The following is a 24,797-nucleotide window of genomic DNA, read 5'->3' on the forward strand; positions in this document are numbered from 1 at the left end:
TCATATCTTGACGGTATTTTTTGTACAATGAAAGGGGAAGATCGCATGCGAAAACCATCTATGCTGATGGTGTGCTGCGCCTTGACGCTCACATTAGTGGGCTGTACCACAAGCGACCAAAGCAAAACGGAAGAAGCCGAGAACAAACCGGCCGAAACCGAACAACAAACAGAAACTCCGGCCGAAACGCCGACGGATAAAGAAGATGAGCAAGCAGAACAACCGACTCCGGAAACGGAGGAACCGACAGCGGAAGAGCCTTCCGAGGATCAGCCTGAAGAAGAAGCGCGGGTTGCCGAGGCCCCTTCTGTAGAGGAGCCGACTGAAACGCCGAGCGAACCGCTTGAACAGAATGGGACGGCGAATTTGAAGCTCGACACACTCATCCTTGTCAATAAGCAAATCGCCTTGCCAGCGGGCTATAAACCAGCCGATCTCGTGACGGCGAATATCGATTTCGTCGAATCGGCGACCGGGGAGCGGAAGATGCTTCGTAAAGAAGCGGCACAGGCCATCGAGAAGCTCATGACGGGCGCGAAAGCGGCCGACATTGAGTTGAAAGGGACGAGTGCGTTCCGTTCCTACGATTATCAAGTGCAACTGTTCAATAACTATGTAGCCCGGGACGGGAAAGAACAGGCGATGAAATATTCGGCACCACCAGGACACTCGGAACATCAGACCGGGCTCGCCATCGATGTTTCGAGTGCCTCGGTCGGCTATCAATTGACACAAAGTCTAGAACAGACGAAAGAGGGCAAGTGGTTGGCCGACAATGCCCACACGTACGGATTCATCGTCCGTTATCAACGTGCATATGAGTCCGAAACCGGTTATATGTACGAACCGTGGCACTTACGCTATATCGGGGTAGAGCATGCGACTGACGTCCACAAGGCGAACGTCCCGCTTGAGCACTATCTCGAGCAATTAATGGATTAAGGGGAATTGCGATGCCTTACATGACAGAAATCATCATCATTTTAATCAGCTATTTACTCGGTGCGATTCCGTTTGCTCTTATCGTCGGAAAACTCGGCTATAAGGTCGACGTCCGGGAGCATGGGAGTGGGAATTTGGGCACGACGAACACGTTCCGTGTGCTCGGCAAAAAAGCCGGCACGCTCGTTCTGCTCGGGGATATGGGTAAAGGGTTGGTCGCAGCGCTATTACCGCTCCTCTTCGGGAGCGAGATGAGCTTGCTACTCGCCGGGATCCCGGCCATCATCGGTCATTCGTATCCGGTGTTTGCCAAGTTCAAAGGCGGAAAATCGGTGGCGACGAGTGCAGGCGTTCTGCTCGCGGCGTTCCCATGGTTTTTCGTCGTCGTCGTCGGGACGTTCCTCGTGACGCTGTTCGTTTCGAAGATGGTATCGCTATCTTCGATGGCTGCCGCAGCCGTGGGGCTCGTGACCGTCGTCACGTATGGTGTCATCGCGAAAGATTGGCTGCCGCTCATCGTCATCGTTCCGCTCGCCTTGTTCATCATCATCAAACACCGCACGAACTGGCAGCGGATTCGCTCCGGCACTGAACCGAAAGTACCACTGTTCCAAAAACGGAAATGAATGTTTCGATGACCGGCAAGCTCTCGGAGGACACGGAGAGAAGGCCGGTCATTTTCATGAGATGCGCTCGGGATTGAAAGCAAGACGTCAACGTTCGACTGTCTTTTTTGTGGATTTCTGTTGATTTTCGTCGAAATGAGCGAAAAATCTGTTGGATTTGCCCGTTCTTTACTCTCTGTTTACGTTAAATTTACATCCGTTCGCTACACTGAGAAAGGAAGCGATATTTGCGGAGGAGGCAGGGAAGTGTCTTTAATTGGAGAAGAACGTAAGCAAAAGATTGTGGAATGGATTGAACGAGAAGGCAAAGTGAAGACGAGTGAATTGATTGAACGGTTGAACGTCTCTGGGGAGTCGATCCGCCGCTACTTAGAAGAACTTGAAAAAGAACATCGCATCAAACGGGTGTATGGCGGGGCGGTGCTGCATCAAAGCGTATCGTTCCAACCGATGCTGATTTCAAACATGGACGGGATTCGTCGCATCGCCTATACGGCGTTTCAGCTCGTCGAGGATGATACCCTCCTTTACATCGGTCATGGGGTCGCCCCGGAACAAGTCGCCGCGAGACTTCGCGGACGAAATTTGACGGTCGTCACACCGTCACTCATGGCGGCAAAGGCGCTCTTCGAGCAACGGGCCAAAGGCGTCTTCACGGGGGACATCCAACTGCTCGGCGGCACGATTGATCCGAAGCATCTCGTCACCGTCGGCGAACACGTCTTGCAGCAGTTAAAGACGTACATGTTTGACATGGCGATTTTCTCTGTCGAGGGGGTCGATCCCTCGCTCGGTTTGACGTGTGATGCTCACGGTCTCTCGACCGTGACGCAAGCGGTACTCGACCAAAGTAGACAATGTTTTCTACTGGCCGACCATACCCAGTTCAACCAACAAAAGCGGTATCGGGTCTCCGATTTTTCCAAGGTGACGACAATCATCTCGGATTTCCCGGAGCCCGCAGATTGGAAACGTGCGTTAGCGGAGCACGAGGTCGAATGGCGCTTCGCACCTTAATAAGGAGGCAGAAGACATGATTGAAGTGATCGTGACCACATTGAAAGAAGCGAAACAGGCAGAGCGTTACGGGGCGGACCGTCTCGAATTGATTGCGGATATGCGAGCTGGCGGGACGACACCAAGTTTCGGGACGATTCGAAACGTGCTCGAACAAGCGACGATTCCGGTCCACGTCATGATTCGTCCGCATGCAGACTCATTCGTCTATGATGAGGCGGACGCGGAGACGATTTTGGCAGACGTCGGTCTGTGTCGTGAGCTCGGAGCCGATGGCATCGTGTTCGGTGCTTTGACGAATGACGGGCGCATCGATGAGGCACTGCTCGGGGAAGTGATTAAACATAAGGGCGAGATGGCATTGACGTTCCATCGGGCCATTGATGACGCGGTCGATTTGATGGACGCCATCACCGTGTTGAATGATTTCCCTGAAGTGGACCATGTGCTGACGTCTGGCGGTCAAGCGACGGCATTAGAGGGCTTAGAGCGGTTGAGCGCGATGCACGACGTCGCGGAAATGAACATCCTTCCAGGCGCTGGGATCACGGCGGACAACGTGTCCCAACTCGTCGACCGATTAGGCATTGACTTTGTCCATGTCGGTAGTGGTGTAAGGACCGATGGACAGCTAGATGAGCAGAAGTTCAACGCCATCAAGGAAACGATGACACGCTAAAAACAGTCGGATGACTGTTTTTTTGCTATAATGAAAAAAACGATACAGTAGGTGAAGTCATGCAATCATCAGTCTATAAACAATTTGCCCTTCGGATGTTGTCCGGGAACTGGGGCATCTCGCTCCTTGCGGTCGTGGCAACGATGCTCGTTCAAGCGGTCATCACGACGCAGCTCGATTTAGAATCGACCGACCCGAGCATCCTGTTCGTCTCGATCGGTTTGCTATACACCGCGACCGTCTTGCTCGCTCCGCTAGAACTTGGCCGCAACTGGGTATTCCTCGACATCGCGAAAGCCGAGAAACCGTCGTTCGGTCTGCTGTTCGAAGCGTTCGGTTCGCTCAAAGATTACATGCGTGCCGTCACGTATTATGCCGTCTTTTATCTCGGCTTGAACGTGCTCATGCTGTTCTTGATCGTGCCGGGAATCTGGTTCTATTTGACGTATCGGATCGTCCCGTTCGTCCTACGGGACCGCCCGGAACTATCCGCTTTCGGCGCGATGCGTGAAAGCCGCCGTCTCATGTTTGGACACAAGCGCACGATGCTTCGTCTATATGCGAGTTTCATCGGTTGGTATGTGCTCGTCTTATTCACCGGCGGATTGGCCTATATCTTCGTGCAACCTTATATCAACACGGCGCTCGCCGGACTGTACGTCGAAATCAAGGCAGAAACAGAAGCAAACGAACAACCGGTCGGCTGAATGAGCCGACCGGTTGTTTTTATGTCCCGTGCCGATCCGACTTTTGTGGGTCGGGAGCGTCACGGAACTCGTCTTTCTCTTCTTTTGAGGCATGTTCATGCCATTTTTTCGCTTGTTCCGTGGCGATCGGAATCGCCTTTTGATCGGAGTAGCCTTGGGCGAGCAAGGCGTTAGCGATATCAATGGCTTTCTTTTTGACGAGCGGGTCGAAGTTTTTCAGTGATTCCGGATAATCTTTCATATTCCATGGCATCTTACATCGCTCCCTTCTGTACTACTAATTCCACGAGCGAGCCGATTCAAACGTCCTGGTGCATGTAGTATTCGATGAGCGCCTGCGTCCCGTTCTCGCCGTAGCCGTTCTCTTCGAGGATCGAGTACAGTTTATGAGCCAACTCGAGGCTCGGCAGTTTGATATTCAACTGGTCTGCGCTCTCGAGGGCAAGTTTCATATCTTTGATGAAATGTTTGATGAAGAAACCAGGAGCGTAGTCCTCGATGATCATCCGCGGGACAAGGTTCTCGAGCGTCCAGCTGCCGGCTGCGCCGCCTCGGATCGTCTGGCGCAGTTGATCGGGATTGAGCCCGGCTTGTTTCGCAAAGGCGAGCATCTCGGCGTTGCCCATCATGATGCCGGCGATTGCGATTTGATTGGCGAGCTTTCCATATTGGCCACTCCCGGCATAGCCCATCCGTTCGATCGATTGGCCCATCGCCTCGAACAGCGGTCGTGCCTTCGTGAAGGCGTATTCGCCGCCACCGACGAGAATCGACAACGTCCCGTTCTTCGCACCGACATCGCCACCCGTGACCGGTGCGTCGAGCGGGAGTAAGCTGCGATCGATTGCCGCCTCAGCGATACGTTCGGCAAGCGTCGGCGAAGACGTCGTCATATCGATCACGAGCGTTCCCGGCTCGGCCGACTGCAAAATCATACCGTCCCCGAAATAAAGGCTCTCGACGTCAGACGGGTAGCCAACGATGGTGATGACGGCATCGGCGTTTTGACAGACGGCTTCGACCGAATCACACCAGCGGACACCTTCCGCCAATAAATCAGCCGCCTTCTCTTTCGTCCGCGTATACGCTTGGACTTCGAATCCCGCCTTCATTAAGTTTCTGACCATCGATTGACCCATCACACCGAGTCCGATAAATCCGATTGTCTTCATAATTGATTGCCTCCTAAAAGTTGTTGTTTCACGAGTCGTTCATAGAGTTTGTTGTCCCGAAGCAACTCTTGGTGCGTCCCGAGCCCGCTGATGCCGCCGTCCTCGAGCACGACGATTTGGTCGGCATGTTGGACGGTCGAAAGGCGGTGGGCGATGACGAGCGTCGTCCGGCCTTTCATGAGCCGGTCGAGCGCTTCTTGGACGACACGCTCAGATTCCGAGTCGAGACTTGATGTCGCCTCGTCGAGCAATAAGATTTGCGGGTCGCGTAACAGCGCCCGGGCAATGGCGAGTCGTTGTCGTTGACCACCCGACAAGCGGACGCCGCGCTCACCGATCTCTGTATCGAGCCCGTCCGGCATCGACTCGATGAACGACCAGGCGTTGGCCATGTCGCAGGCTCGTCGAATCTCGTCCTCGGTCGCTGTCCGGGTCAAGCCGTACAAGATATTTTGCCGCACCGTCCCGGATAGGACGGGCGAATCTTGGGCGACGTAGCCGATGACTTGCCGCCATTCGTTGCGGCCGTAGGTTGAGATATCCCGGTCCCCGTAATAGATGTGACCGCTCGACGGAAGGTAGAACTGCTCGACGAGGGCAAACAGTGTCGTCTTGCCGGCACCGCTGCGTCCGACGATGGCTGTCGTGGCACCGAACGGGACAATGAGGGACACGTCGTCAATCACAGGCTGGTCGCCATAACGGAACGTCAGGCCCTCGAACGAGAGCGACGACTGTCGAATCGTCGACGGCTCAGCCGTGTACGGTTCCGGCTCGATGGCGAGCAGTTCCGATATTCTTTCGGTCGCCCCGCGTGCTTTTTGAAGCCGGGTGATAAACTCCGTCATCGTGATGAGCGGCGTGATGATTTGGAACAAGTACAGCATGAACGCGAGCAACGAGCCGGTCGACAGGGCACCGGTCGAGACGCGATAAGCCCCGAAGCCGAGAATAGCGATCAGCATCGCCGTCAACGTGACGTTCAAGAGCGGAATCAAGATCGCTTGAATCCGTCCCTCGCGCACACCGAGGCCGAAGAGACGCTCGATGCGTCGTTTTCCTTCTGCGACCTCGACGGATTCGGTCGCCTGTGATTTCACGAGCCGAATCTCCCCGAGCAGTTCGGCGAAAAACCCGGACAAGTCACCGAGCTCATGTTGGGTCGCCTTGGCGATTTTCCGAAGTTTACGCCCGAGCGGGATGACAATCAAGAGTGTCGTCGGCACCGAGAACAAGATGACGAGCGTCATCTGCCAATCGAGTGTGAACAAGATGCCGACGGCGCCGATGACCGAGACGAACGACGTTAAGAGTCGAACGCTCTGTTCGGACAAGAGCTGCTGCAACGTCGTCGTGTCATTGCTGAGCCGCGAGACGAGATCCCCCGATTTGACGCCGTCATAGAACGGAATCGGAAGCGCGACGAGATGCTCCCATAACGTCGTCCGCAGGTTGGCGACGACGCGTTGTCCGACGATATGTAACCAATAGATCGAAATCGCGCTCGAGACGACTTGAATTAGAAACGCGATGACGAAGATGGCGACGAGACGGGCGTCAAGCGCGGCCTCGCTCCAATTGTCGACGACGCGTTGCAAGATGAGCGGGATGGCGAGTGACGCCATCGCTTGGAGCAACGAAATCAATACAGCGCCGATGAACAGACCTTTCGGTGCTCGAGCGACACGGAACAAGCGCAGAAAGGCTTGCCATGTGGATGTGGACTCCATGATACGTCCCCCTTTCCTTTTAACTTTCGCTGTTTCGAAAACAAGTGTCAAGACGTCGAATCGTACACCGGAATAATGCTAGAATGGAATCAGAGGTGAAGTCGCATGAAATGGATACATACGGCCGATTGGCATTTAGGAAAGATTGTCCACGGCCGCCACATGACAGAAGAACAACAACATATATTATTTGAATCATTTTTACACATCGTCGACGAGGAGAAGCCTGATGCCATCGTCGTCGCCGGTGATTTATATGACCGGGCCGTGCCGCCCGTCGAGGCCGTCGACTTGCTCGATGAGATGTGGCGTGCGCTCGTCCTCGAGCGGGGCATCCCCGTGCTCGCCATCGCCGGCAATCATGATTCGGCTGAGCGGCTCCAATACAGCTCCAAACTGTTGACGAAAGTCGGTCTCCATATCGTCGGGAAATATGACCCGGGAACAGAGCCGATTGTCGTGAACGACATCCCGTTTTATTTGATGCCGTTCCTCGAGCCGGCGCGCATCCGTTACGCGTTCGGCGACGAGTCGATTCGGACTCACCATGACGCGCTCGCCGCAGTCGTCGATTCCTACGGGACGATCGACGCACGAGCGGTCGCCGTCGGCCACAGTTTCGTCGCCGGCGGACTCGAGACCGACTCCGAACGGCAACTGTCCGTCGGGACGGCCGGGCAAGTCGCCAAAGGACTATACGCGCCGTTCGGCTATACGGCGCTCGGACACCTGCATAACCGTGACGCCATTCGCGACGACCGGATCGCGTATAGCGGGTCGCTCATGAAATATTCGTTCTCCGAGGCGACGCATGTGAAATCGGTCGACGTCATCGAATGGGACGGGACGTGGACACGTCGACGTCGTCCACTCCAGGCGCGCCGTGACTTGCGCATCTTGACCGGGCCGCTGAACGAGCTGCTCGACCCGTCGTTTTATCAAGACGAGGCCGTCGACGACTATTTAAAAATCGTCTTGACCGATGAACGTGCGTTATTCGACCCGATGGCGAAGTTGCGGACCGTCTATCCGAACATCTTACACCTCGAACTTGAGTTGTTGCGTCGCCAAGACCAGACGTCCCGCTTTGAACGGGAGAAGCTCGAACGGCAATCGGTCGAGGATGTATATATGGACTTCTTTAAAGCCGTCCACGGCCGCGATGCCGATGCGACGGTGCAACGCTTCTTAGAAGGGGAGGAATCGATTTGAGACCGGAACAATTGACCATTACCGCCTTCGGTCCTTACGCCGAGACAGAACAAATCGATTTTACGCAGCTTGAAGGCCGTTCGATGTTCGTCATCAGCGGCCGGACCGGTGCCGGGAAGACGACGATTTTTGACGCGATGACGTTCGCGCTGTACGGACGGGCGAGTGGGACGCTCCGAAACGCGAGTGATTTTAGAAGCCAATATGCGGACCCGGAGCGAAAGACCGAGATCGACTTTTCGTTCACGATCCGCGACGAACGGTATCGGATCGTCCGCCAACCACAACAGCCGCACCCGAAAAATAAGACGCCGATCCCGCACGAGGCGGTGCTCTACGAATGGAAAGACGCTTGGAAACCGATTGCGACGAAAGTGAACGACGTCGAACAGACGATTGAATCGTTGTTGCAACTGAGCTATGAGCAGTTCAGCCAAATCTTGTTGTTGCCGCAGAACCAGTTCCGTCAGCTCCTCGATTCCGATTCGACGAAGAAGCAACAAATTCTGCAATCGATCTTCAAGACGGAGGCGTACCGTGCCTTTCAGGAAGATTGGATCGAACGTTACGGCAAATACCGCAAACGAGTCGAATGGGCGGTCGAGACGACGCGCTTAAAACTGTTGGAACTCGAAGACGATGCCGTCGAGGACATGTCGACCCGAAACTTGCCTGAAATCGTGACGTGGCTCGACGCCCGGGAGGAGCGGCTCTTGGCGGCGAGGGACTCGCTACAGGCACAACGCCGGACTGGTGAGGAACGGCTCGAGGCGCTGCGTCGAGAAGTGAATCAGGCGACCGTGCTCGCCGAGTTGATGGAAGAGCGGGACGTGCGCGCGACCGCGCTCCAAGCATTCCGCGAAGCGGCACAGGAGCGCGAAGAACGCCAGGCGCTCATCCAACGACTTGAACAAGTGGCAAGCGTCAGCCCGCTCTATCAACGTACCGAAACGGTGCGTCACGACATCGAACGGTTGACCCGTGAACGCGATGTATCCCGTCAACGAGACGAAGGCTACACGAGACAGCTGGAAGAGTTGAAGGCAGAAGCAGAAGCCATCACGACCATGCGCCAGGAGGCAGATCAAGCCACAAGTCGCGTCAATGCGATTGACGAGATGTTGCCCTACGTCGACGAATGGCACCGGGCCACGAGACGTCGGGATGACTTGAAACGCCAGTTGGAGCCGCTCAGCCTGTTCTCAGAAGAAGCGCGTCTCAAGGAGCTCCAAGCGACTGAAGGCGAACTTGCGGCTAAGCTGGAACACGCACCGGCCCCAGACCAACTCGTCGAGGCCGAACGGCTGTATAGTCAGCTCCAACATCAGGTTCGGCTCGAGGAGAAAGTGGCAGAGGTCACGGAACGACTCGGTGCCTGTGAACGCAACGGGAAGGAAGTCCAGCGACAATTCACTGCCCAGACGAAACAAGTCGACCAATTCGTCGAGGCCGAGCATGCGCTCATGGCCGACACGCTGCGCGAGCAACTCGAAGCGGGGGAACCTTGTCCGGTCTGCGGTTCATTGACCCACGGACACGTCGAGCGAACGGGGACGTCCATCGACCAAGCCGGTCATCGCTCAGCCATCGAGACACTGAAACGGATCGAGGCCGACCTCCATGAAGCTCGGGCGGATTATCGGGCGCTCAAACGCCAACTCGATGAGCTGATCCGTGAACGTGATCTCGCTCGACTCGAATTGAAGCTCGATGGTGCGGCTGACGCTGCGATGCAACACCAAGACGCCCGCGTCCGGCAGTTGCGTCAAGAAGCCGAAGAACGACAACGGATGGAGCGTCTCTTGCGCGCGACCACGACCGAATTGAAGCAACTCGAGACGGCGAAGCGTGTGCAGGCAGATGAACGACAGAAGTTGTTCGAACAGCTCCAGACCGTCCAAGAGCAGCTTCAGTCGATGCGTCAACCGGATGGGACGACGTTAGAAATGTTGCAGACCGAGCGGAATCAGCTCGCGACGCGACTCACTCACATCGAACGAAACGTGGGGACGTATGAACGTCGGCTTGAAGAATTGAATCGATTGAAGTGGGGGGAAGCGGAGCGACTCCGTCTCCTTGGTGAACAACTCGAGTTCGAGCATGTTCGTCTTTCCGAAGCGACGGCTGAACTGGAGGCTGCTCTCGAGAAGATTGAGTTGACTGTAGTTGTGTTCAAGGAGTATCGCGCGCGCGTCGAGCAACTGCCCGAGCTGCGCGAACGCCAAGCGACCGAGCTGGAGGAAGGTGTCCGGCTCGAACACGCCGTCAAGGCGCTGAACGATAAAATCGGGGACCGTCCGCGACCAGACCTTGAACGGCTCCAGGAGAAGTTGCACGAGGAGAACCGTTCGTTCGAAGCGCTGTCCGAACAACTCGTGACGGCGGACGGGCAATTGAAACGTCATCGTCACATCGTAGCCGAATGGAACGCGCTCCGGGAGAAGACGGATGAGGATCAACGGAATCTGGAGACGGTCAAATTGATCGCCGACACCGGTCGAGGACTGAATCCGCAAAAGTTAACGTTCGAGACGTACGTGCAGACGGCGTTCTTCGATCAAATTCTCCATGCGGCCAACGTCCATCTCGATCAAATGACGAGCGGACAGTTCCAATTGGAGCGGAAAATCGAGACGGCGAGAGGAAATGCCAAGTCCGGTCTCGAACTATTAGTCTTTGACGCCTATACGGGTCAGTCACGCCGCGTCCAAAACCTGTCGGGTGGGGAAGGGTTCAAAGCATCATTGTCGCTCGCCCTTGGACTCGCCGAAGTCGTCCAGCAACTGAGTGGCGGGGTCAGCCTTGAGACGATGCTCATCGATGAGGGGTTCGGGACACTCGACGCTGAATCGCTCGACCAAGCGATCGAGCTTCTCATGTCGCTCCAATCGAGCGGGCGGCTCGTCGGGGTCATCAGTCACGTTCAGGAATTGAAGGACCGGGTCGACGCCCGGATTGAAGTCAAAAAATCAAGGAGCGGGTCGACGATCCAGCTCATCGTGGAGTGAATCCGATGAAACATATCGAAACGAAAACAAGTTTAGTTGCCCACTTACAGGGTGCCGGCGTCAAGCCGGGGGACACCCTATTCGTCCACACGTCCTTATCAAAGCTCGGATGGGTATGTGGCGGGGCTCAGACCGTCATCGAGGCGCTCCAAGATACGGTCGGTCCGGACGGGCTGATCATGATGGCGACCCAGAGCAGTGATAATTCAGACCCGGCTGAATGGGAAGCCCCACCCGTCCCAGTCGAGTGGTGGCCAACGATCCGGGAGGAAATGCCGGCGTATGACCAGGAAAAGACACCGACTCGAGGCATGGGCCGTGTCCCGGAACTGTTCCGTACGTATCCGAACGTGTTTCGGAGCGATCATCCGATGTGGTCGGTCGCTGCGTGGGGGAATGGTGCCGAGGAGATTGTGGCTGGACATACACTTGAGGTCGGTTTTGGGCCGGGTTCGCCAATCGAACGCATGATCGAGCGTAATGCAAAAATCCTACATCTCGGTTCACCGCTCGATGCGACGACGTTATGGCATTATGCCGAGTATGGAATTGACGGACCGGTGAAGTCGTTTGGGTGCGCGCTTTATGAGGACGGGGCGCGGGTGTGGAAGACATTCGACCATACGGATGTCAACAGTGACCCGTTCGGTCCAATCGGTGAAAATATCGTCCGACGTGCCGATGTGACGACGTTTCAAATTGAGGAAGCGACGTGTTACGTCATTCCGTCTGAGACATGGGAACCGGTGCAACATGCGTTAATCGCTTTACGGAGTTGGCTCCGATGAGTCAACTGAAAGCAAGTGGACAATGGAGAGGGGCAGTGCGATGAATCGTTGGGTTAAATATATAGGGGTGGCGACCGGTGTGTTGCTTCTCATCGTGTTTCTCGCCGTCGTGGGCATCTCGGCCCACATCGGCGATCAGTTGACGTCGCCCGAACGGGAGACGTTGACGTATACGCCGAAGACGTTAGGTGTCAAATACGAGAATGTGACCATCGAAGCCGAGGATGGTCACGATTTGTACGGGTGGTGGATCCCGCACCCGACACCGCGCGCAACGATCGTGTTCGCACATGGTTATGGGAAGAACCGCGAGCAGTCCGATTTGCCGCTCAAAGAATTGATTCCGGAGTTTCATGAACAAGGATATCAGTTCCTGACGTTCGATTTTCGGGGGTCAGGCATCTCGGAAGGTGACCGTGTGACGGTCGGGGCGAAAGAACAAGCGGATCTCGCCTCCGCGATCGCCTATGCGAAAGAACGCTCGGACGGTCCAATCGTCTTATACGGGGTGTCGATGGGCGCGGCGACGGCGTTGTCTGCGGCTGATGAGACCGACGTGGCCGCTGTGATCGCCGATAGTCCGTTCAGTGACCTCCGGGGCTACCTCGAGACAAACTTGCCTGTATGGAGCGATTTACCGAACTTTCCGTTCACACCGGTCATCATGACGGTGACGCCGTGGTTCACAGGTCTCGATGCCGATGTGGTCAAGCCGATTGACGATATCGCTCAAATCGAGGCACCGGTGTTGTTGATTCATAGTGAAGGCGATGATGCCATCCCTGTGAGCGAGAGTGAACAATTGGCCGAGGCCGGGGAGGAAGTCGAACTGTGGGTGACCGAGAATGATGGGCACGTGCAGTCGCATCGCTCGTTCCAAACCGAGTATCGTCAAAAAGTATTCGGATTTTTAGAGAAGGTATTATAAACGAGGGGCGCCATAAAGCGCTCCTTTTTTGTTATGATTAGTTATGAAAAGGAAAGAAAGAAGGTTTGTTCATGGATGTCACAGCATTACTATCGTTTCTACTGCTCGGAACGCTCATCGGGATTTTGAGCGGATTCTTCGGCATCGGGGGCGGGATCTTACTCACGCCGCTGCTACTCGTCTTCGGATACGAGGCGAGTGCGGCCATCGCGCTCAGTCTGATGCTCACGCTCGGATCGACCACGGCCGGTACGATCTCCCATCTTAAATTAAAGAACGTCAATCCGAAACATGCCCTCATGATTGGCGCCTTCGGTGTCGTCGGGACGTGGGTGGCGACGCCGCTCGTGTTCTACCTTGAGACGCTCGACGGTGCGAAGCCGGTCATCTCGCTCGCCTACATCGCGCTACTGACGTACTTTGCCGTCTCGTTCTTCCGGTCGAAGCAACATGAAGAAGGAAGTGTCGGCTCGGAGTCGGTCCCACGCCTCGGTTTTATCGGGTTGTTCGGCGGGTTCATCTCGTCACTCATGGGTGTCAGCGGCGGATTCGTGTTGACACCGCTTCAAGTCAAACTGCTCAACACCGAGATGAAACGAGCCGTCGGGACGAGTATCGCCGCGGCGTTCCTCATCGTCGTCTCGGGCGTGATCAACTATGCCGTCGCCGGGGCCGATGCGAACTATTGGCATGGTCTCGCGCTCATCGCCGGGGCGATGATTGGCTCGCCGATCGGGGCGAAGCAGTTGCAACGGTTCAGTTCGCAACTCGTCAAAAAGGCGCTCGGTGGCTTCTATGTCGCTGTCGCCATCAGCGTCGGACTCAACTTGCTCGGCTTCAACGACATCTCGCTCGGACTACTCGTCGTCCTCGCGCTCTCGTTCATTGTCGCGCTGTTTATCCGGCCGCGTTCGAAGTGATGATCGACCCTCGTCTACAGACGGGGGTCTTTCTTATAGGGATAGTCGGAGCATGATATATCCTACATATGAACATCACCATCGGTATAACGTGTGCTGAAGCGCATCAAAAAACCCTGTCCGAGGACAGGGTGTTAACGTCTGGCGATATGGTCAATGTTCTCTTGAATCTCTCCGACTTTGCTCTTCGCTTCACGCAACCGTCGTTCGAACGCCTCGGTGTCGCGTTTTTCACGTTGCGGCTCGTCTTTCCCGCGACGCTGTCCTTTCGGGGAGCGATGGATATGGGTCGCTTTCATCAAGCGCTTTTTAAACGTTGAATCGCTCATCAGGACACCCCCTTCCATACTATATACGTTCCACCTCTTCTTTCCGATGAAACGTTTGAACCTTCACGAGGCGAGGGTTCTGCGCATTTGCGGGTTCGTTGAGACTTTGTAGGCGATGCCCGCAGCTAACACTGCTTTGATCAAGTCACCGAGGATGAACGGGATATTCACTTTGAGTGCATCGATGAACGTCAGTCCGAACACGGCTTGGAGACCGAGACTGCCGACTACATAGACGAAGCCGAGTCCGATCAGGATGTTATAAGCGACGAGGGCGGGGAACGCACGATGTCGTTCCGAGAACCAACCAATCAAAAAGGCGGCGATCGGGAAGGCGATCAAGTAACCGACCGTCGGACCGACGAACGGGGCGAGCCCGCCCGAACCACTTAAGACGGGTAGACCGATCAAGCCGAGCAATAAGTAGACGACGACGGCAAGACCGCCTTTTTTGGCGCCGAGCACGGAAGCGACCGTCATGATGCCGAGCATTTGAAGGGTGATCGGAACGGGGCCGATCGGGATGGCGATGGAGCCGATGCTCGCAAGCAAGGCGGCACCGATGGCAACTTGTGTCAAATCATGAATTTTCAATATGTAAACCCCTTTTCTGTTAACGTTGACTAAAGTTAGGTTAACATCATTTTTTTCGTCTGACAAGCAGAAAAATGAGGACCTGGTCGCAAATTGACCAGGTCCTCATCGTTTACGCATGTGTCGGTAGGTTCTCTTTCGCTTCTGTCAGTTGAGTCCGAACTGAGTCAAAGCCCGTCCCGCCGTAACTGTTGCGGCGTTTGACGGCCGTCACCGGCGAGAGTGCCTCGTACACATCCGCTTCAATCAATTCAGAGTGGGCTTGGTACGTCTCGATCGGTAATTCTGATAAATACAGACGCTGGTCGATACAATACCGGACGAGCGTGCCCGTCACTTCATGGGCCTCACGGAACGGCATCCCTTTTGCCGTCAAATAATCGGCGAGTTCGGTCGCGTTCGAGAAATCGCGTTCGGTCGCTTGCTTCATCGTTTCCGTGTGGAACGTCATGTCTTGAATCATACCGGCCATGATGCTGAGACTGCCCTGAACCGTCTTGACGGTATCGAACATGCCTTCCTTATCTTCCTGCAGGTCCTTGTTATAGGCGAGTGGGAGTCCCTTCATAATCGTCAAAAGTCCCATCAGATTGCCGACGACGCGACCTGACTTTCCGCGGACGAGTTCGGCCATGTCCGGGTTCTTCTTCTGAGGCATCATGCTCGATCCCGTAGAGAACACGTCAGAGATCGTGATGAACCGATACTCTTCGCTGCTCCAAAGGATCAACTCCTCGCAGAACCGTGACAAGTGCATCATGAGCAGCGACGCATTCGACAAGAACTCTAAGATGAAGTCACGGTCGCTGACGGCGTCCAGACTGTTCGGATAGACTTGGGCGAAACCGAGCAACTCGGCCGAGCGATGACGATCGATTGGGAATGTCGTCCCAGCCAGGGCACCCGCTCCGAGCGGGCTCATGTCAATCCGTTTCAAGCTGTCACTGAAGCGCTCCTTGTCGCGCTCGAGCATCCAGAAGTACGCGAGCAAGTGGTGGGCGAGCGAGACCGGCTGGGCCCGTTGCAAGTGTGTATAACCCGGCATGATCGACTCGACGTTTTGAGCGGCGTGGTCATAGAGTGCCGTCTGCACGGCTTCAATCCCGTCAATCGTCTCGAGGACACGGCGTTTCAAATATAGGTGCATATCCGTCGCGACTTGGTCGTTCCGGCTGCGGGCCGTGTGCATCTTGCCAGCGACCGGGCCGATTTCTTCATGCAAGAGGGCCTCGAGGTTCATATGGATGTCTTCATGGAAGACGTTGAACGTCAATTCGTCCGCTTGTGCCTTCTTGGCTAGCGTCTTCAACCCCGCGACGATTTGCACGACTTCGTCCGCCGTCAAAATGTGCTGCTCCCCGAGCATCGTCACGTGGGCGATGCTCCCTTCAATATCTTCTAACACGAGCTGGGCGTCGAAATGAATCGAGGCCCCGAACTCGTCGACCCATTCACTGGCCGTCTGTTCGAACCGGCCGCCCCATAGTTTACTCATGCACCATCGTTCCTTTCTCTGCGAGCACTTCCGCTTGCACTTTCGTCGGCAGTCCCCATAACTTGATGAAACCGACGGCAGCTTGTTGGTCGAACGTGTCGGCCGACGTGTACGTCGCGAGATGTTCGTCATAGAGCGAGATCGGGGACTTCCGTCCGTCGACGATGGCTTGTCCCTTGAACAGTTTCATCCGGACCGTACCGGTCACGGTTTGTTGCGTCTCATCGATGAAGGCGAGGAGCGCTTTCGTCAGTGGCGAGTACCAGAGACCGTTGTAGATTGTCTCCGTCAATTTCTGTTCGACGATCGGTTTGAAGTGGGCGACTTCCCGGACGAGCGTGAGCGCCTCGAGCGCTTGGTGTGCCGTGATGAGCGTCATCGCACCCGGTGCTTCGTACACTTCCCGTGATTTGATTCCGACGACCCGGTTTTCGATATGGTCGATTTTCCCGATGCCGTGTGCCCCGGCGACGATATTCAACTGTTCGAGAATGGCTGTGAACGTCGCTGCTTGTCCATTGATGGCGACTGGTACGCCGGCGTTGAACTCGATTTCGACATACGTCGGTTCGTTTGGAGTGTCTTCGAGCTGTGCCGTCAATTCATAAGCGCTCGCCGGTGGAGCGGCCCATGGGTCCTCAAGAATGCCGCATTCGACGGCCCGGCCCCAAATGTTTTGGTCGATCGAGAACGGCTCTTCTTGGACGATCGGAATCGGGATACCGTGCTCGGCCGCATAGGCGATTTCTTCTTCCCGTGACCATTTCCACTCCCGGACCGGCGCGATGATTTCAAGCGACGGGTCGAGCGCATGAATCGACACCTCGAACCGGACTTGGTCATTCCCTTTCCCAGTGCACCCGTGAGCGACGGCGATGGCGCCTTCGGCTTGCGCGACCTCGACTAGCTTCTTCGAGATGAGCGGCCGCGATAGGGCAGAGACGAGTGGATAGACGCCTTCATACATTGTATGTGCCTGCATCGAGTAACGGGCGAAATCGTTGACGAATTCATCGACCGCATCGATGACGACCGATTTGACGGCCCCGACTTTGAGTGCCTTCTGTTGAATGCGCTCCAAGTCTTTCCCTTCTCCCACGTTCAAACAGCAGGCGATGACGTCATATCCCTGTTCATCCAACCATTTGATTGCGACCGATGTGTCAAGTCCACCTGAATAAGCTAATACGAGTTTTTGTTTCATTTCCTTACACCCCTTATACATAATTATTCATCTGTATTTATAAATATACGACTTAGTCTAACGGATGATTTCATGTAAAGCAACCTTTTTTGGCAAAAAAAAAGAATCACTTGTGAAAGTGATCCTTCATTGAACGATTTCGAGTTCTGGCATCCATTGCGACATATGTTCGCTCGTGGCATCGAACAACTCGGGTTTTGCCGTCTGTAACGGCACGACCTCGAACGGTCCGTCCGCACTAGAGCGCCGGGTGAACGTCGGATAGAACATCGGATTGGCGAGTTCGAACGTCGTCTCATCCGCTTCGACGGTCTTGACGACATCGATGCCGACGATGCCACCCGTATTACGATCGTCCCCTTGTTGGCCGGACAGGAAGTTGCCGAGCGAGTAGGCGACGAACGTTCGGTTGCCTTCAGCGCCGTCCACCCAAGCGACCGGTTGGAGGACGTGGGGGTGATGGCCGATGATGAGATCGACCCCGAGGTCAGACAGCTCTTGGACGAGTGTCTGTTGTGCCTCGTTCGGGAGTATCTCATATTCATTCCCGAAATGGAGCGAGACGACGGTGAGGTCGGCTGCTTGTTCGGCCGCTTCAATCTCAGGCTTCATTGCCTCGAGATCGATGTAGTTGACATGGTACGGTTGTTTCGGAACGACCCCGTTCGTGCCGTACGTGTAGGCGAGAAACGCGAACGAGATATCATTCTTCGTCAACGTCCGAATCTCAGCCTTGTCCGCTTCCGATAAGAACGAACCAGTATACGGCATACCGATCTCGTTCCAGTGGGCAATCGAATTCTCGATGGCCGTGACACCTCGATCGAGCGTATGGTTGTTCGCCGTCGTCACCAGGTCGATGCCAGCGTCTTGGAGCGCATCACCGACCTCATACGGACTGTTGAAGGCCGGGTAGCTCGATAAGCCGATCTCACTGCCACCAATCATGCTCTCTTGGTTGGCGATGGCAATATCGGCCTCGGTCAAAATCGGGGCGATCGGTTCGAAGGCGGCAGTGAAGTCATAGCCGTCCCCGCTCTTGGCGGCATTATATACGCTGTCGTGTAACAAGATATCGCCAATCGCATAGACGGACGTCGTCGTCACGACTGATTCTGGCTCTTCCGGAACAGGTGCCGGCTCCTCCGCCTCGGTCTCTGGTGCCGGGGTCTCCGTTTGCTCCGTAGACGTCTCGACGTCGGCGGTCGCACAGCCGAACAGAAAGAGGAGGGGCAAGGTCAATATGGCTTGTTTATACGGGATTACTCGTTTCAAGGGACGAGTCACTTCCTTTCTTATGATACAAATTGATCTATATGTACCTTTCGCTATAGACTGTCAATTTCCTTGTTAGGCGACAAAAAAAAGTGCCAGGCTATAGTAGCATGGCACTTCGATCGTTAAATCCGTTCTGTCTTCAAGATGTGTTCCATTTCCTCGAACTCGTTCGTGATCGTCGAGCTCGGTGGTGGTGTCATCAGACTGACGACATAAATGGCGAGGCTCGACAAGAAGAACGCTGGAATCATCTCATAGAGCTCACCGACGGTCCCGAACCAATCGGCGGCAAAGTTTTTCCAGAGGATGACGATGAATGCCCCGACGAGCATACCGGCGAGCGCCCCTTGTCGCGTCGTCCGTTTCCAGAACAGGCTGAACAGGATGAGTGGCCCGAACGACGAGCCGAAGCCGGCCCAGGCGTAACCGACCAAGTTCAAGATCGTATCATCCGCCCCGAACGCGAGCCAAATCGAGATGAGCGACACGAGTATGACCGTGATCCGGCCGACCATGACGAGCTCACGGTCGCTGGCGTCTCTTCGGAAGAACTTCTGATAGAAGTCGGTCGTCGCAGCACTCGACGAGACGAGGAGCTGTGACGAGATCGTCGACATGATGGCAGCGAGCAACGCCGCAAGCAAGACGCCGGTGATGAGATCGACGAATAATAAATCAGATAAATTAATAAAAATGTTTTCTGGGTTATCGATCTCAAGTCCACGCTGCGTATAATAGGCGAGTCCGAACAGCCCGGTCGCCATCGCGCCGACGACGGTGAACAGCATCCATGAGATGCCGATCCGTCGTGCCTTCTTGATGTCCTGTAACTTCTCGATGGCCATAAAACGGACGATGATGTGCGGTTGCCCGAAGTAACCGAGCCCCCAGGCGAATAGCGAGACGATGCCGATGAGCGACTGACCAGTCAGCGGATCAAGCAGCGCCTCATCGATGTCACCGATCGTCTGGAAGGCGGCGCTCACGCCGTCGGTCGCCGTGATGGCGATGGCCGGGACGAGGATGAGGGCGAACAACATGATCAACCCTTGAACGAAATCCGTCCAACTGACCGCCAAAAATCCTCCGATGAACGTATAGATGATAATGATAGAAGCCAAAATCAAGACGCCCGTCCCGAACTCAATTCCGAAGACGGCATTGAATAACCGGCCGCCGGCCACGAATCCGCTCGTGGCATAGAGGGTGAAAAAGATGAGTGTCACAGCCGCCGAGAACGATCGCAACGTGCCGCGTGAATCTTTAAAACGTTTCTCGAAAAAATCTGGAATCGTGATGGCATCCTCGGACAAATACGAGTACGTCCGCAAGCGAGGTGCGACGAGCAACCAGTTCAAGTACGCGCCGATCGTCAACCCGATGACGATCCATCCGCTCGAGAGTCCGGTCGCGAACATCGCACCCGGTAGTCCCATCAACAGCCAACCACTCATGTCGGAAGCACCTGCCGACAAAGCCGCGACGGCGGGACCGAGTCCGCGCCCTCCGAGCATATAGTCACCGATGCTCTCCGTCCGCCGATAGGCGATGACGCCGAGTAGTACCATGAGCGCCATGTAAACGGTGATGGATATTAAAATCCCGTTCATAAAACATCCCCCTCAATCATAATGAAAACGCTTTCAATGTTTATGGTATGCACCATGTCAAAATTTTGTCACAAAACTGAATCAAGTGCACGATTTTATTGAAGGATTGACCAAATAATCAAATTATTTAGCGAAGCAAGAGGTCAAGTGGTCATTGACGAGTCCCGTCGCCTGCAGATGGGCATAGACAGTCGTCGGTCCTAAAAATTTGAACCCGCGCCGTTTCAAATCCTTGCTGATCTGATGAGACAGTTCGGTCGTGGCGGGGATGTCGTCATTGGCCGCCCATTGGTTGTTGATCACCGTATTGTCGACGAACGACCAGATGTAGGCATCGAACGTGCCGAACTCTTGTTGAATCTCGATGAAGCGCTTGGCATTATTGATTGACGCCTCGATTTTCCGGCGGTTTCGGACGATACCGGGATTGCCCAGCAACCGTTCAACATCCGTCTCGTCGAACGAGGCGACCGTTTCGACGTCGAAGTTGGCGTAGGCTTCCCGGTAATTGTCGCGCTTTCGTAAAATGGTGATCCAACTGAGGCCGGCCTGGGCGCTCTCAAGGATCAAACATTCGAAGTGCTTCTGATCGTCGTGGACGGGTTTGCCCCATTCCTCGTCGTGATAACGGACGTACATGGGGTCCGTGCCGCACCAAGGGCAACGTGTCGGTTCGGTCATTGTCGTTTCCTCGCTTTCGTTCAAGTACTTCATTTTAGCACGTCGGGACGGTTTTTGATGGGTGGTGACGGGTATAATAGGGGATATTGGAGGGTGAACGATATGAGAGAGTGGATGATCCAGGTCATTGAACAGTTCGGTTATTTCGGTATCGCGTTCATGATCTTTATTGAAAACGTGTTCCCGCCGATTCCATCAGAGGTCGTGCTCTTATTCGGTGGATTCTTTGCCGTGAAGACTGATTTGAACGTCCCGATCGTCATCTTCGCTGCAACAGCGGGCGCCATTTTAGGAGCGATTTTGTTATATGGGATCGGATTATATTTAGATGTCGAACAGATTGAGAGGTGGACGAAAAAATATGGGAAATGGATTCGGCTCGATATCGCTGACGTTCGACGGGCGGATGCCTGGTTCGACAAATATGGGGGCTGGATGGTGTTCTTTGGGCGATTGATGCCCGTCGTACGGAGCTTGATCTCGTTACCGGCCGGCATGTCGAATATGCCGTTTCTGAAGTTCTTGACCCTCAGTACGGCCGGAACGGTCATTTGGAACACGATTCTTATTTATATCGGCATCCGTGTCGGTGAGAATTGGGAATCGATTTTACGATATTTGGATGTGTATTCGTACGCGATTTATGGGTTATTGGCCGTCGGTCTGATTGTCTTTTTCATCTGGCGCAAGAAACGGAAGAAAAAGCAGTCGAAACAAGCATCGTCATTTTGACGAACAAAGGAGGACCTTCACGCGAAGGTCCTCCTTTGTGTTCTATCATTGATCTTCTTTATTTTTTGTCTCATCGGGAAGTACTTTCTCAAGTTTTTCCTCCGTCTTGTTAGCAAGAATCTCAGAGAAGCGGAACAAGACGATGCCGACGATGGCCGAGACGAAAATATAGAGACCGACAAATAAGTTGATCGCTCCGTTTGATAGGGCGGTGAACAAGATCGAGAACTCGCCACGCGGGGCGAGTGAGAAGCCGGCCTCGTTCGCCTGCACCCGCGTCAAGCCATACATGCGACCCCCGACGCGTCCGACGATCCACTTCGATAACACGCCCCAAACGATCAGGACGAAGAAGAGGGCATTGACGATGACCCCTTGATCGAGATTGATGGAGATCCCGAACGAGATGAAGAAAATCGGCAAGAACAAGTCGCGAACGGGTACGGTCAATCGTTTCAACGGCCGCACATCGTGGATGCCCGCAAGCATGATGCCGGCGATGAACGCCCCGAGAATCTCGGACAGGCCGAACACCATGCCGATCCCGGCAAAGAATAAAATCAATCCAATCAAACCGATACTCGCATCATCTTGTCGCAACAGATGTTTGACGAACCGCTGTCGGTTCAAAACGAAACGAGACCCGATGAAGAGGAGCACTCCGAAAATCAGAAATCCGGCGAACACTTTCCCGATGTCCGTGAAAGCGATCGGTTCGTCTTGGATGATGAACGGGGCCACGGTCAAAATGAGCGGGGCGAAAATGTCTTCGAAGATAAGGAGCGCCAGTACGAACTCTTTCACATCTTCATGTTTTTCAGAATGTCGCTCGAGAAGTTTCGCCGAAATCGACGAACTCGTCGCATAGAGGACGGCACCGATCAAAAATGCTTGTGAGAAGTCGAGACCAAACAACAAAGCGATTCCAATCGTGACCCCGAAGGCGAGAAGGACATCTAGGACGCCTGCTTTCCACACTTGTTTCATTCGCTTGACGAGCTCGCTCAGCGGAAACTTTAAACCGAGTAGAAAGAATAACAGAATAATCCCGATTTCCCCGGCGATTTTGAAGACCTCATTCCCGTCCCAAAAGAAGCCGACCGCGACGCCGATGGCAATGAAGGCGAGGATACTAGGAAAGAACAACCGCTCGATAATCAAACTGAGCACCGAAATTACGGTGAGTGCCAATCCGAGGAATACGATTACATTGAATACGTCCATACGTCACCCCCTAAAAAAGGGAAGGATTGCTTCACCATCAGTTTTCACTCCATTGATATTCCATCCCGACCGATTCGGGACGAGAATAGTCAAATCCGAACTGGCGATACAGGCCGTCTGCCGGAATGTCAGCAATCAGACTAATGATGGCCGTCTCGTCTGCTTCCTGTAAAATCCAATCCATCAATCGTTCCATGATCAATTTACCAAGCCCAAGGCCTTGACACTCGGGATCGACGACGATATCGACGAGATGAAACACCATGCCGCCGTCCCCGACGACACGTCCCATCCCGACCATCGTGTCGTCTTTATATAAACAAACGCCGTATAACGTGTTAGCGAGCCCTTTCACCGTGCCTGAGTCGGAACGCTTCGGCATGCCTGCTTTGACGCGAAGGCGTTGATGCTCCTCCGGTGTCGGTGTCTCAATCCGTACATCTACTTCATTCACCATGTCACTACTCCCTCTCTGCGCATAAGTTAAAATTATTTTCCCGCTATATTGAATCGGTAAACCTTGATTTCCGGATGACGTTGTACAGATAATGAGAGAAACTGGAATGGAGAAAGGTTGTGTGGGAATGATTGAAGGTCAAACGATTTTGCCTGCTCTCCGAGACATGAAAGACCTCGAGGCATTTGTGAGAGGGCCATTCAAAGTTGGCGTCTTGCTTGAAGTCCATGTGGCCCGGCTTGATGCCGTGTTTCAGTTACTAGCGGCCCATGACAAGCAAGTGTTCGTCCATCTCGATTTGATTCAAGGTCTGAAGGCGGATGAATATGCGACCGAATATGTGTGTCAGACGTTTCGACCGTATGGAATCATCTCGACGAAAGGCAGTGTCATTTTAAAAGCGAAACAAAAGCAAGTTAAAACGGTGCAGCGTCTGTTTTTAATCGATTCGAGTTCGCTCGAGAAGAGTTATCGCCTCATCAACCGCACTCAACCGGATTATATTGAGGTATTACCAGGTCTCGTCCCGAAATATATCCGGTGCGTGAAAGAAGCGACAAATATTCCAGTCTTCGCCGGCGGCTTGATCTCGTCGTCTGAAGAAATCGAGGCCGCCCTTGAGGCAGGTGCGACCGTCGTGACGACGTCTGACCAAACACTTTGGACGAACTGATAGGACTCATTTTCATGCAATCAGGGTATTCTACTGTCCAGGAGGGATGACAATGAAACAGACGATGATCATAACCGGTGTCAGCCAAGGAATCGGGCGGGAACTGGCCCGCCATTTCAGCACGACATACCGTGTTGTCGGACTCGATATCGGGCAAGACCCACAACTTGAAGGAGTGACGTTCCATCAGATCGATCTGGGGGATCATGAGGATGTGAACCGCGTGTTCAAAGTAATTCATCAAGAAGTCGGCACCGCCCATGTGCTTATCAATAACGGTGGCGTATCCTCGCTCGTCAAACCGATGACCGAACTCGACGTCGAGACGTTCAAACGCGTGATCGATGTCAACCTCGTCGGGACGTTCGCTTGCTCGAAAGCTTTCTTGACGTTGAACGAAGGGGCTAATTTCGGCCGCATCATCAACGTGGCCTCGACCCGCGCGCTTCAAAACGAGGCCGATTGGGAAGCATACGGCGCCTCAAAAGGCGGGATTGTTTCGTTGACCCAGTCGATGGCGGTCTCTTTGGCTGAACGACCGATCACGGTGAATGCGGTCAGTCCCGGATGGATCCATACCTCGGATGAAGCCCTTCGTGATATCGATCACGCGCAGCATCCGTCAGGACGTGTCGGGACGCCGGAGGATATCGTCCGTGCCGTCTCTTATTTGATTGACGAGAAAAACGATTTCGTCAACGGGCATAATTTGATCGTTGACGGGGGCATGACGAAAAAGATGATTTACGAAGCTTGAATCAAGAAACTGGGACCATTACCCTATCTTTCAA

Annotated in this window: 25 protein-coding genes; 13 read left to right on the forward strand and 12 right to left on the reverse strand. The window is 54.3% G+C overall.

Features of this window, described 5'->3' with window-relative positions; translation table 11 throughout:
- Positions 1-45 precede the first annotated feature (45 nt).
- The 5 genes from KNP75_RS06030 to KNP75_RS06050 all read left to right on the forward strand — a co-directional run bounded on the left by KNP75_RS06030 (position 46) and on the right by KNP75_RS06050 (position 3,971).
- The gene (locus tag KNP75_RS06030) at positions 46-942 is read left to right on the forward strand and encodes a M15 family metallopeptidase (RefSeq protein ID WP_215190031.1); all 897 of its coding nucleotides are present in this window, start codon (positions 46-48) and stop codon (positions 940-942) included.
- Between the two features lie 11 nt (positions 943-953).
- Entirely contained in the window at positions 954-1,568 is a 615-nt protein-coding gene (plsY, locus tag KNP75_RS06035; RefSeq protein WP_371743412.1) for a glycerol-3-phosphate 1-O-acyltransferase PlsY, read from the forward strand.
- Between the two features lie 246 nt (positions 1,569-1,814).
- Positions 1,815-2,585, forward strand: coding sequence for a DeoR/GlpR family DNA-binding transcription regulator (locus KNP75_RS06040; protein WP_215190032.1), 771 nt, complete (start codon positions 1,815-1,817; stop codon positions 2,583-2,585).
- Positions 2,586-2,601: 16 nt separating this feature from the next.
- Positions 2,602-3,264, forward strand: a complete 663-nt coding sequence (locus KNP75_RS06045) for a copper homeostasis protein CutC (RefSeq protein ID WP_214711314.1) — start codon at positions 2,602-2,604, stop codon at positions 3,262-3,264.
- Between the two features lie 59 nt (positions 3,265-3,323).
- Positions 3,324-3,971: a DUF975 family protein gene (locus tag KNP75_RS06050; RefSeq protein ID WP_034777756.1), complete on the forward strand. Its 648-nt coding sequence runs from the start codon at positions 3,324-3,326 to the stop codon at positions 3,969-3,971.
- A 19-nt stretch (positions 3,972-3,990) separates the two neighbouring features.
- Here the strand turns inward: KNP75_RS06050 and KNP75_RS06055 are convergent, their stop codons facing one another.
- Genes KNP75_RS06055 through KNP75_RS06065 form a run of 3 tightly spaced genes read right to left on the reverse strand, consistent with a single transcriptional unit; the run spans position 3,991 to position 6,873 of the window.
- Positions 3,991-4,224 (reverse strand): DUF2188 domain-containing protein, encoded by a 234-nt coding sequence (locus KNP75_RS06055; protein WP_052090131.1) that lies wholly within the window; start codon positions 4,222-4,224, stop codon positions 3,991-3,993.
- Between the two features lie 46 nt (positions 4,225-4,270).
- Complete coding sequence (locus KNP75_RS06060) at positions 4,271-5,143, reverse strand: NAD(P)-dependent oxidoreductase (RefSeq protein WP_034777753.1); 873 nt, start codon at positions 5,141-5,143, stop codon at positions 4,271-4,273.
- Positions 5,140-6,873 carry an ABC transporter ATP-binding protein gene (locus tag KNP75_RS06065; protein WP_215190033.1) on the reverse strand — a complete coding sequence of 578 codons (1,734 nt, stop codon included), beginning with the start codon at positions 6,871-6,873 and terminating at the stop codon, positions 5,140-5,142. Before KNP75_RS06065 ends, KNP75_RS06060 begins: the two co-directional genes overlap by 4 nt.
- Positions 6,874-6,978: 105 nt before the next feature.
- Here KNP75_RS06065 and KNP75_RS06070 point away from each other — a divergent pair, with 105 nt between their 5' ends.
- The 5 genes from KNP75_RS06070 to KNP75_RS06090 all read left to right on the forward strand — a co-directional run bounded on the left by KNP75_RS06070 (position 6,979) and on the right by KNP75_RS06090 (position 13,729).
- A complete protein-coding gene (locus KNP75_RS06070; protein WP_215190034.1) occupies positions 6,979-8,085 on the forward strand; it encodes an exonuclease SbcCD subunit D in 1,107 nt (368 codons plus the stop codon).
- Positions 8,082-11,093, forward strand: coding sequence for an AAA family ATPase (locus KNP75_RS06075; RefSeq protein ID WP_215190035.1), 3,012 nt, complete (start codon positions 8,082-8,084; stop codon positions 11,091-11,093). Before KNP75_RS06070 ends, KNP75_RS06075 begins: the two co-directional genes overlap by 4 nt.
- Positions 11,094-11,098: 5 nt before the next feature.
- Complete coding sequence (locus KNP75_RS06080) at positions 11,099-11,881, forward strand: AAC(3) family N-acetyltransferase (RefSeq protein WP_215190036.1); 783 nt, start codon at positions 11,099-11,101, stop codon at positions 11,879-11,881.
- A gap of 40 nt (positions 11,882-11,921) precedes the next feature.
- Positions 11,922-12,809 (forward strand): alpha/beta hydrolase, encoded by an 888-nt coding sequence (locus tag KNP75_RS06085; RefSeq protein WP_138859355.1) that lies wholly within the window; start codon positions 11,922-11,924, stop codon positions 12,807-12,809.
- A 71-nt stretch (positions 12,810-12,880) separates the two neighbouring features.
- On the forward strand, positions 12,881-13,729 hold the full coding sequence (locus tag KNP75_RS06090; protein WP_131435199.1) for a sulfite exporter TauE/SafE family protein: 849 nt from the start codon (positions 12,881-12,883) through the stop codon (positions 13,727-13,729).
- Between the two features lie 134 nt (positions 13,730-13,863).
- Here the strand turns inward: KNP75_RS06090 and KNP75_RS06095 are convergent, their stop codons facing one another.
- The 7 genes from KNP75_RS06095 to KNP75_RS06125 all read right to left on the reverse strand — a co-directional run bounded on the left by KNP75_RS06095 (position 13,864) and on the right by KNP75_RS06125 (position 20,920).
- The gene (locus tag KNP75_RS06095) at positions 13,864-14,058 is read right to left on the reverse strand and encodes a hypothetical protein (protein WP_034777742.1); all 195 of its coding nucleotides are present in this window, start codon (positions 14,056-14,058) and stop codon (positions 13,864-13,866) included.
- A gap of 63 nt (positions 14,059-14,121) precedes the next feature.
- Entirely contained in the window at positions 14,122-14,652 is a 531-nt protein-coding gene (locus KNP75_RS06100) for a biotin transporter BioY (RefSeq protein ID WP_215190037.1), read from the reverse strand.
- 112 nt (positions 14,653-14,764) lie between these two features.
- A complete protein-coding gene (argH, locus tag KNP75_RS06105) occupies positions 14,765-16,147 on the reverse strand; it encodes an argininosuccinate lyase (protein WP_215190038.1) in 1,383 nt (460 codons plus the stop codon).
- Complete coding sequence (locus tag KNP75_RS06110) at positions 16,140-17,351, reverse strand: argininosuccinate synthase (protein WP_029595378.1); 1,212 nt, start codon at positions 17,349-17,351, stop codon at positions 16,140-16,142. Before KNP75_RS06110 ends, argH begins: the two co-directional genes overlap by 8 nt.
- Before the next feature lie 126 nt (positions 17,352-17,477).
- Positions 17,478-18,626 carry a CapA family protein gene (locus KNP75_RS06115; protein ID WP_235420198.1) on the reverse strand — a complete coding sequence of 383 codons (1,149 nt, stop codon included), beginning with the start codon at positions 18,624-18,626 and terminating at the stop codon, positions 17,478-17,480.
- A 125-nt stretch (positions 18,627-18,751) separates the two neighbouring features.
- Positions 18,752-20,239 (reverse strand): sodium/proline symporter PutP, encoded by a 1,488-nt coding sequence (putP, locus tag KNP75_RS06120; protein WP_034777738.1) that lies wholly within the window; start codon positions 20,237-20,239, stop codon positions 18,752-18,754.
- A gap of 123 nt (positions 20,240-20,362) precedes the next feature.
- Positions 20,363-20,920: a DNA-3-methyladenine glycosylase I gene (locus KNP75_RS06125; protein WP_215190039.1), complete on the reverse strand. Its 558-nt coding sequence runs from the start codon at positions 20,918-20,920 to the stop codon at positions 20,363-20,365.
- Between the two features lie 102 nt (positions 20,921-21,022).
- On the opposite strand from KNP75_RS06125, the gene KNP75_RS06130 reads away from it, so the two are divergent.
- Positions 21,023-21,652: a DedA family protein gene (locus KNP75_RS06130; RefSeq protein WP_034777733.1), complete on the forward strand. Its 630-nt coding sequence runs from the start codon at positions 21,023-21,025 to the stop codon at positions 21,650-21,652.
- 45 nt (positions 21,653-21,697) lie between these two features.
- Here the strand turns inward: KNP75_RS06130 and KNP75_RS06135 are convergent, their stop codons facing one another.
- Positions 21,698-22,876 (reverse strand): cation:proton antiporter, encoded by a 1,179-nt coding sequence (locus KNP75_RS06135; RefSeq protein WP_034777732.1) that lies wholly within the window; start codon positions 22,874-22,876, stop codon positions 21,698-21,700.
- Between the two features lie 37 nt (positions 22,877-22,913).
- Positions 22,914-23,333, reverse strand: a complete 420-nt coding sequence (locus KNP75_RS06140) for a GNAT family N-acetyltransferase (protein ID WP_034777729.1) — start codon at positions 23,331-23,333, stop codon at positions 22,914-22,916.
- A gap of 127 nt (positions 23,334-23,460) precedes the next feature.
- Between KNP75_RS06140 and KNP75_RS06145 the strand changes: the two genes are divergently transcribed.
- A complete protein-coding gene (locus KNP75_RS06145) occupies positions 23,461-24,006 on the forward strand; it encodes a glycerol-3-phosphate responsive antiterminator (RefSeq protein WP_215190401.1) in 546 nt (181 codons plus the stop codon).
- A gap of 52 nt (positions 24,007-24,058) precedes the next feature.
- Entirely contained in the window at positions 24,059-24,763 is a 705-nt protein-coding gene (locus KNP75_RS06150; protein ID WP_215190040.1) for an SDR family NAD(P)-dependent oxidoreductase, read from the forward strand.
- Positions 24,764-24,797: the final 34 nt, after the last annotated feature.

The organism is Exiguobacterium sp. s6 (assembly GCF_018618155.1).
In the GTDB taxonomy this organism is placed as follows: domain Bacteria; phylum Bacillota; class Bacilli; order Exiguobacteriales; family Exiguobacteriaceae; genus Exiguobacterium; species Exiguobacterium mexicanum_A.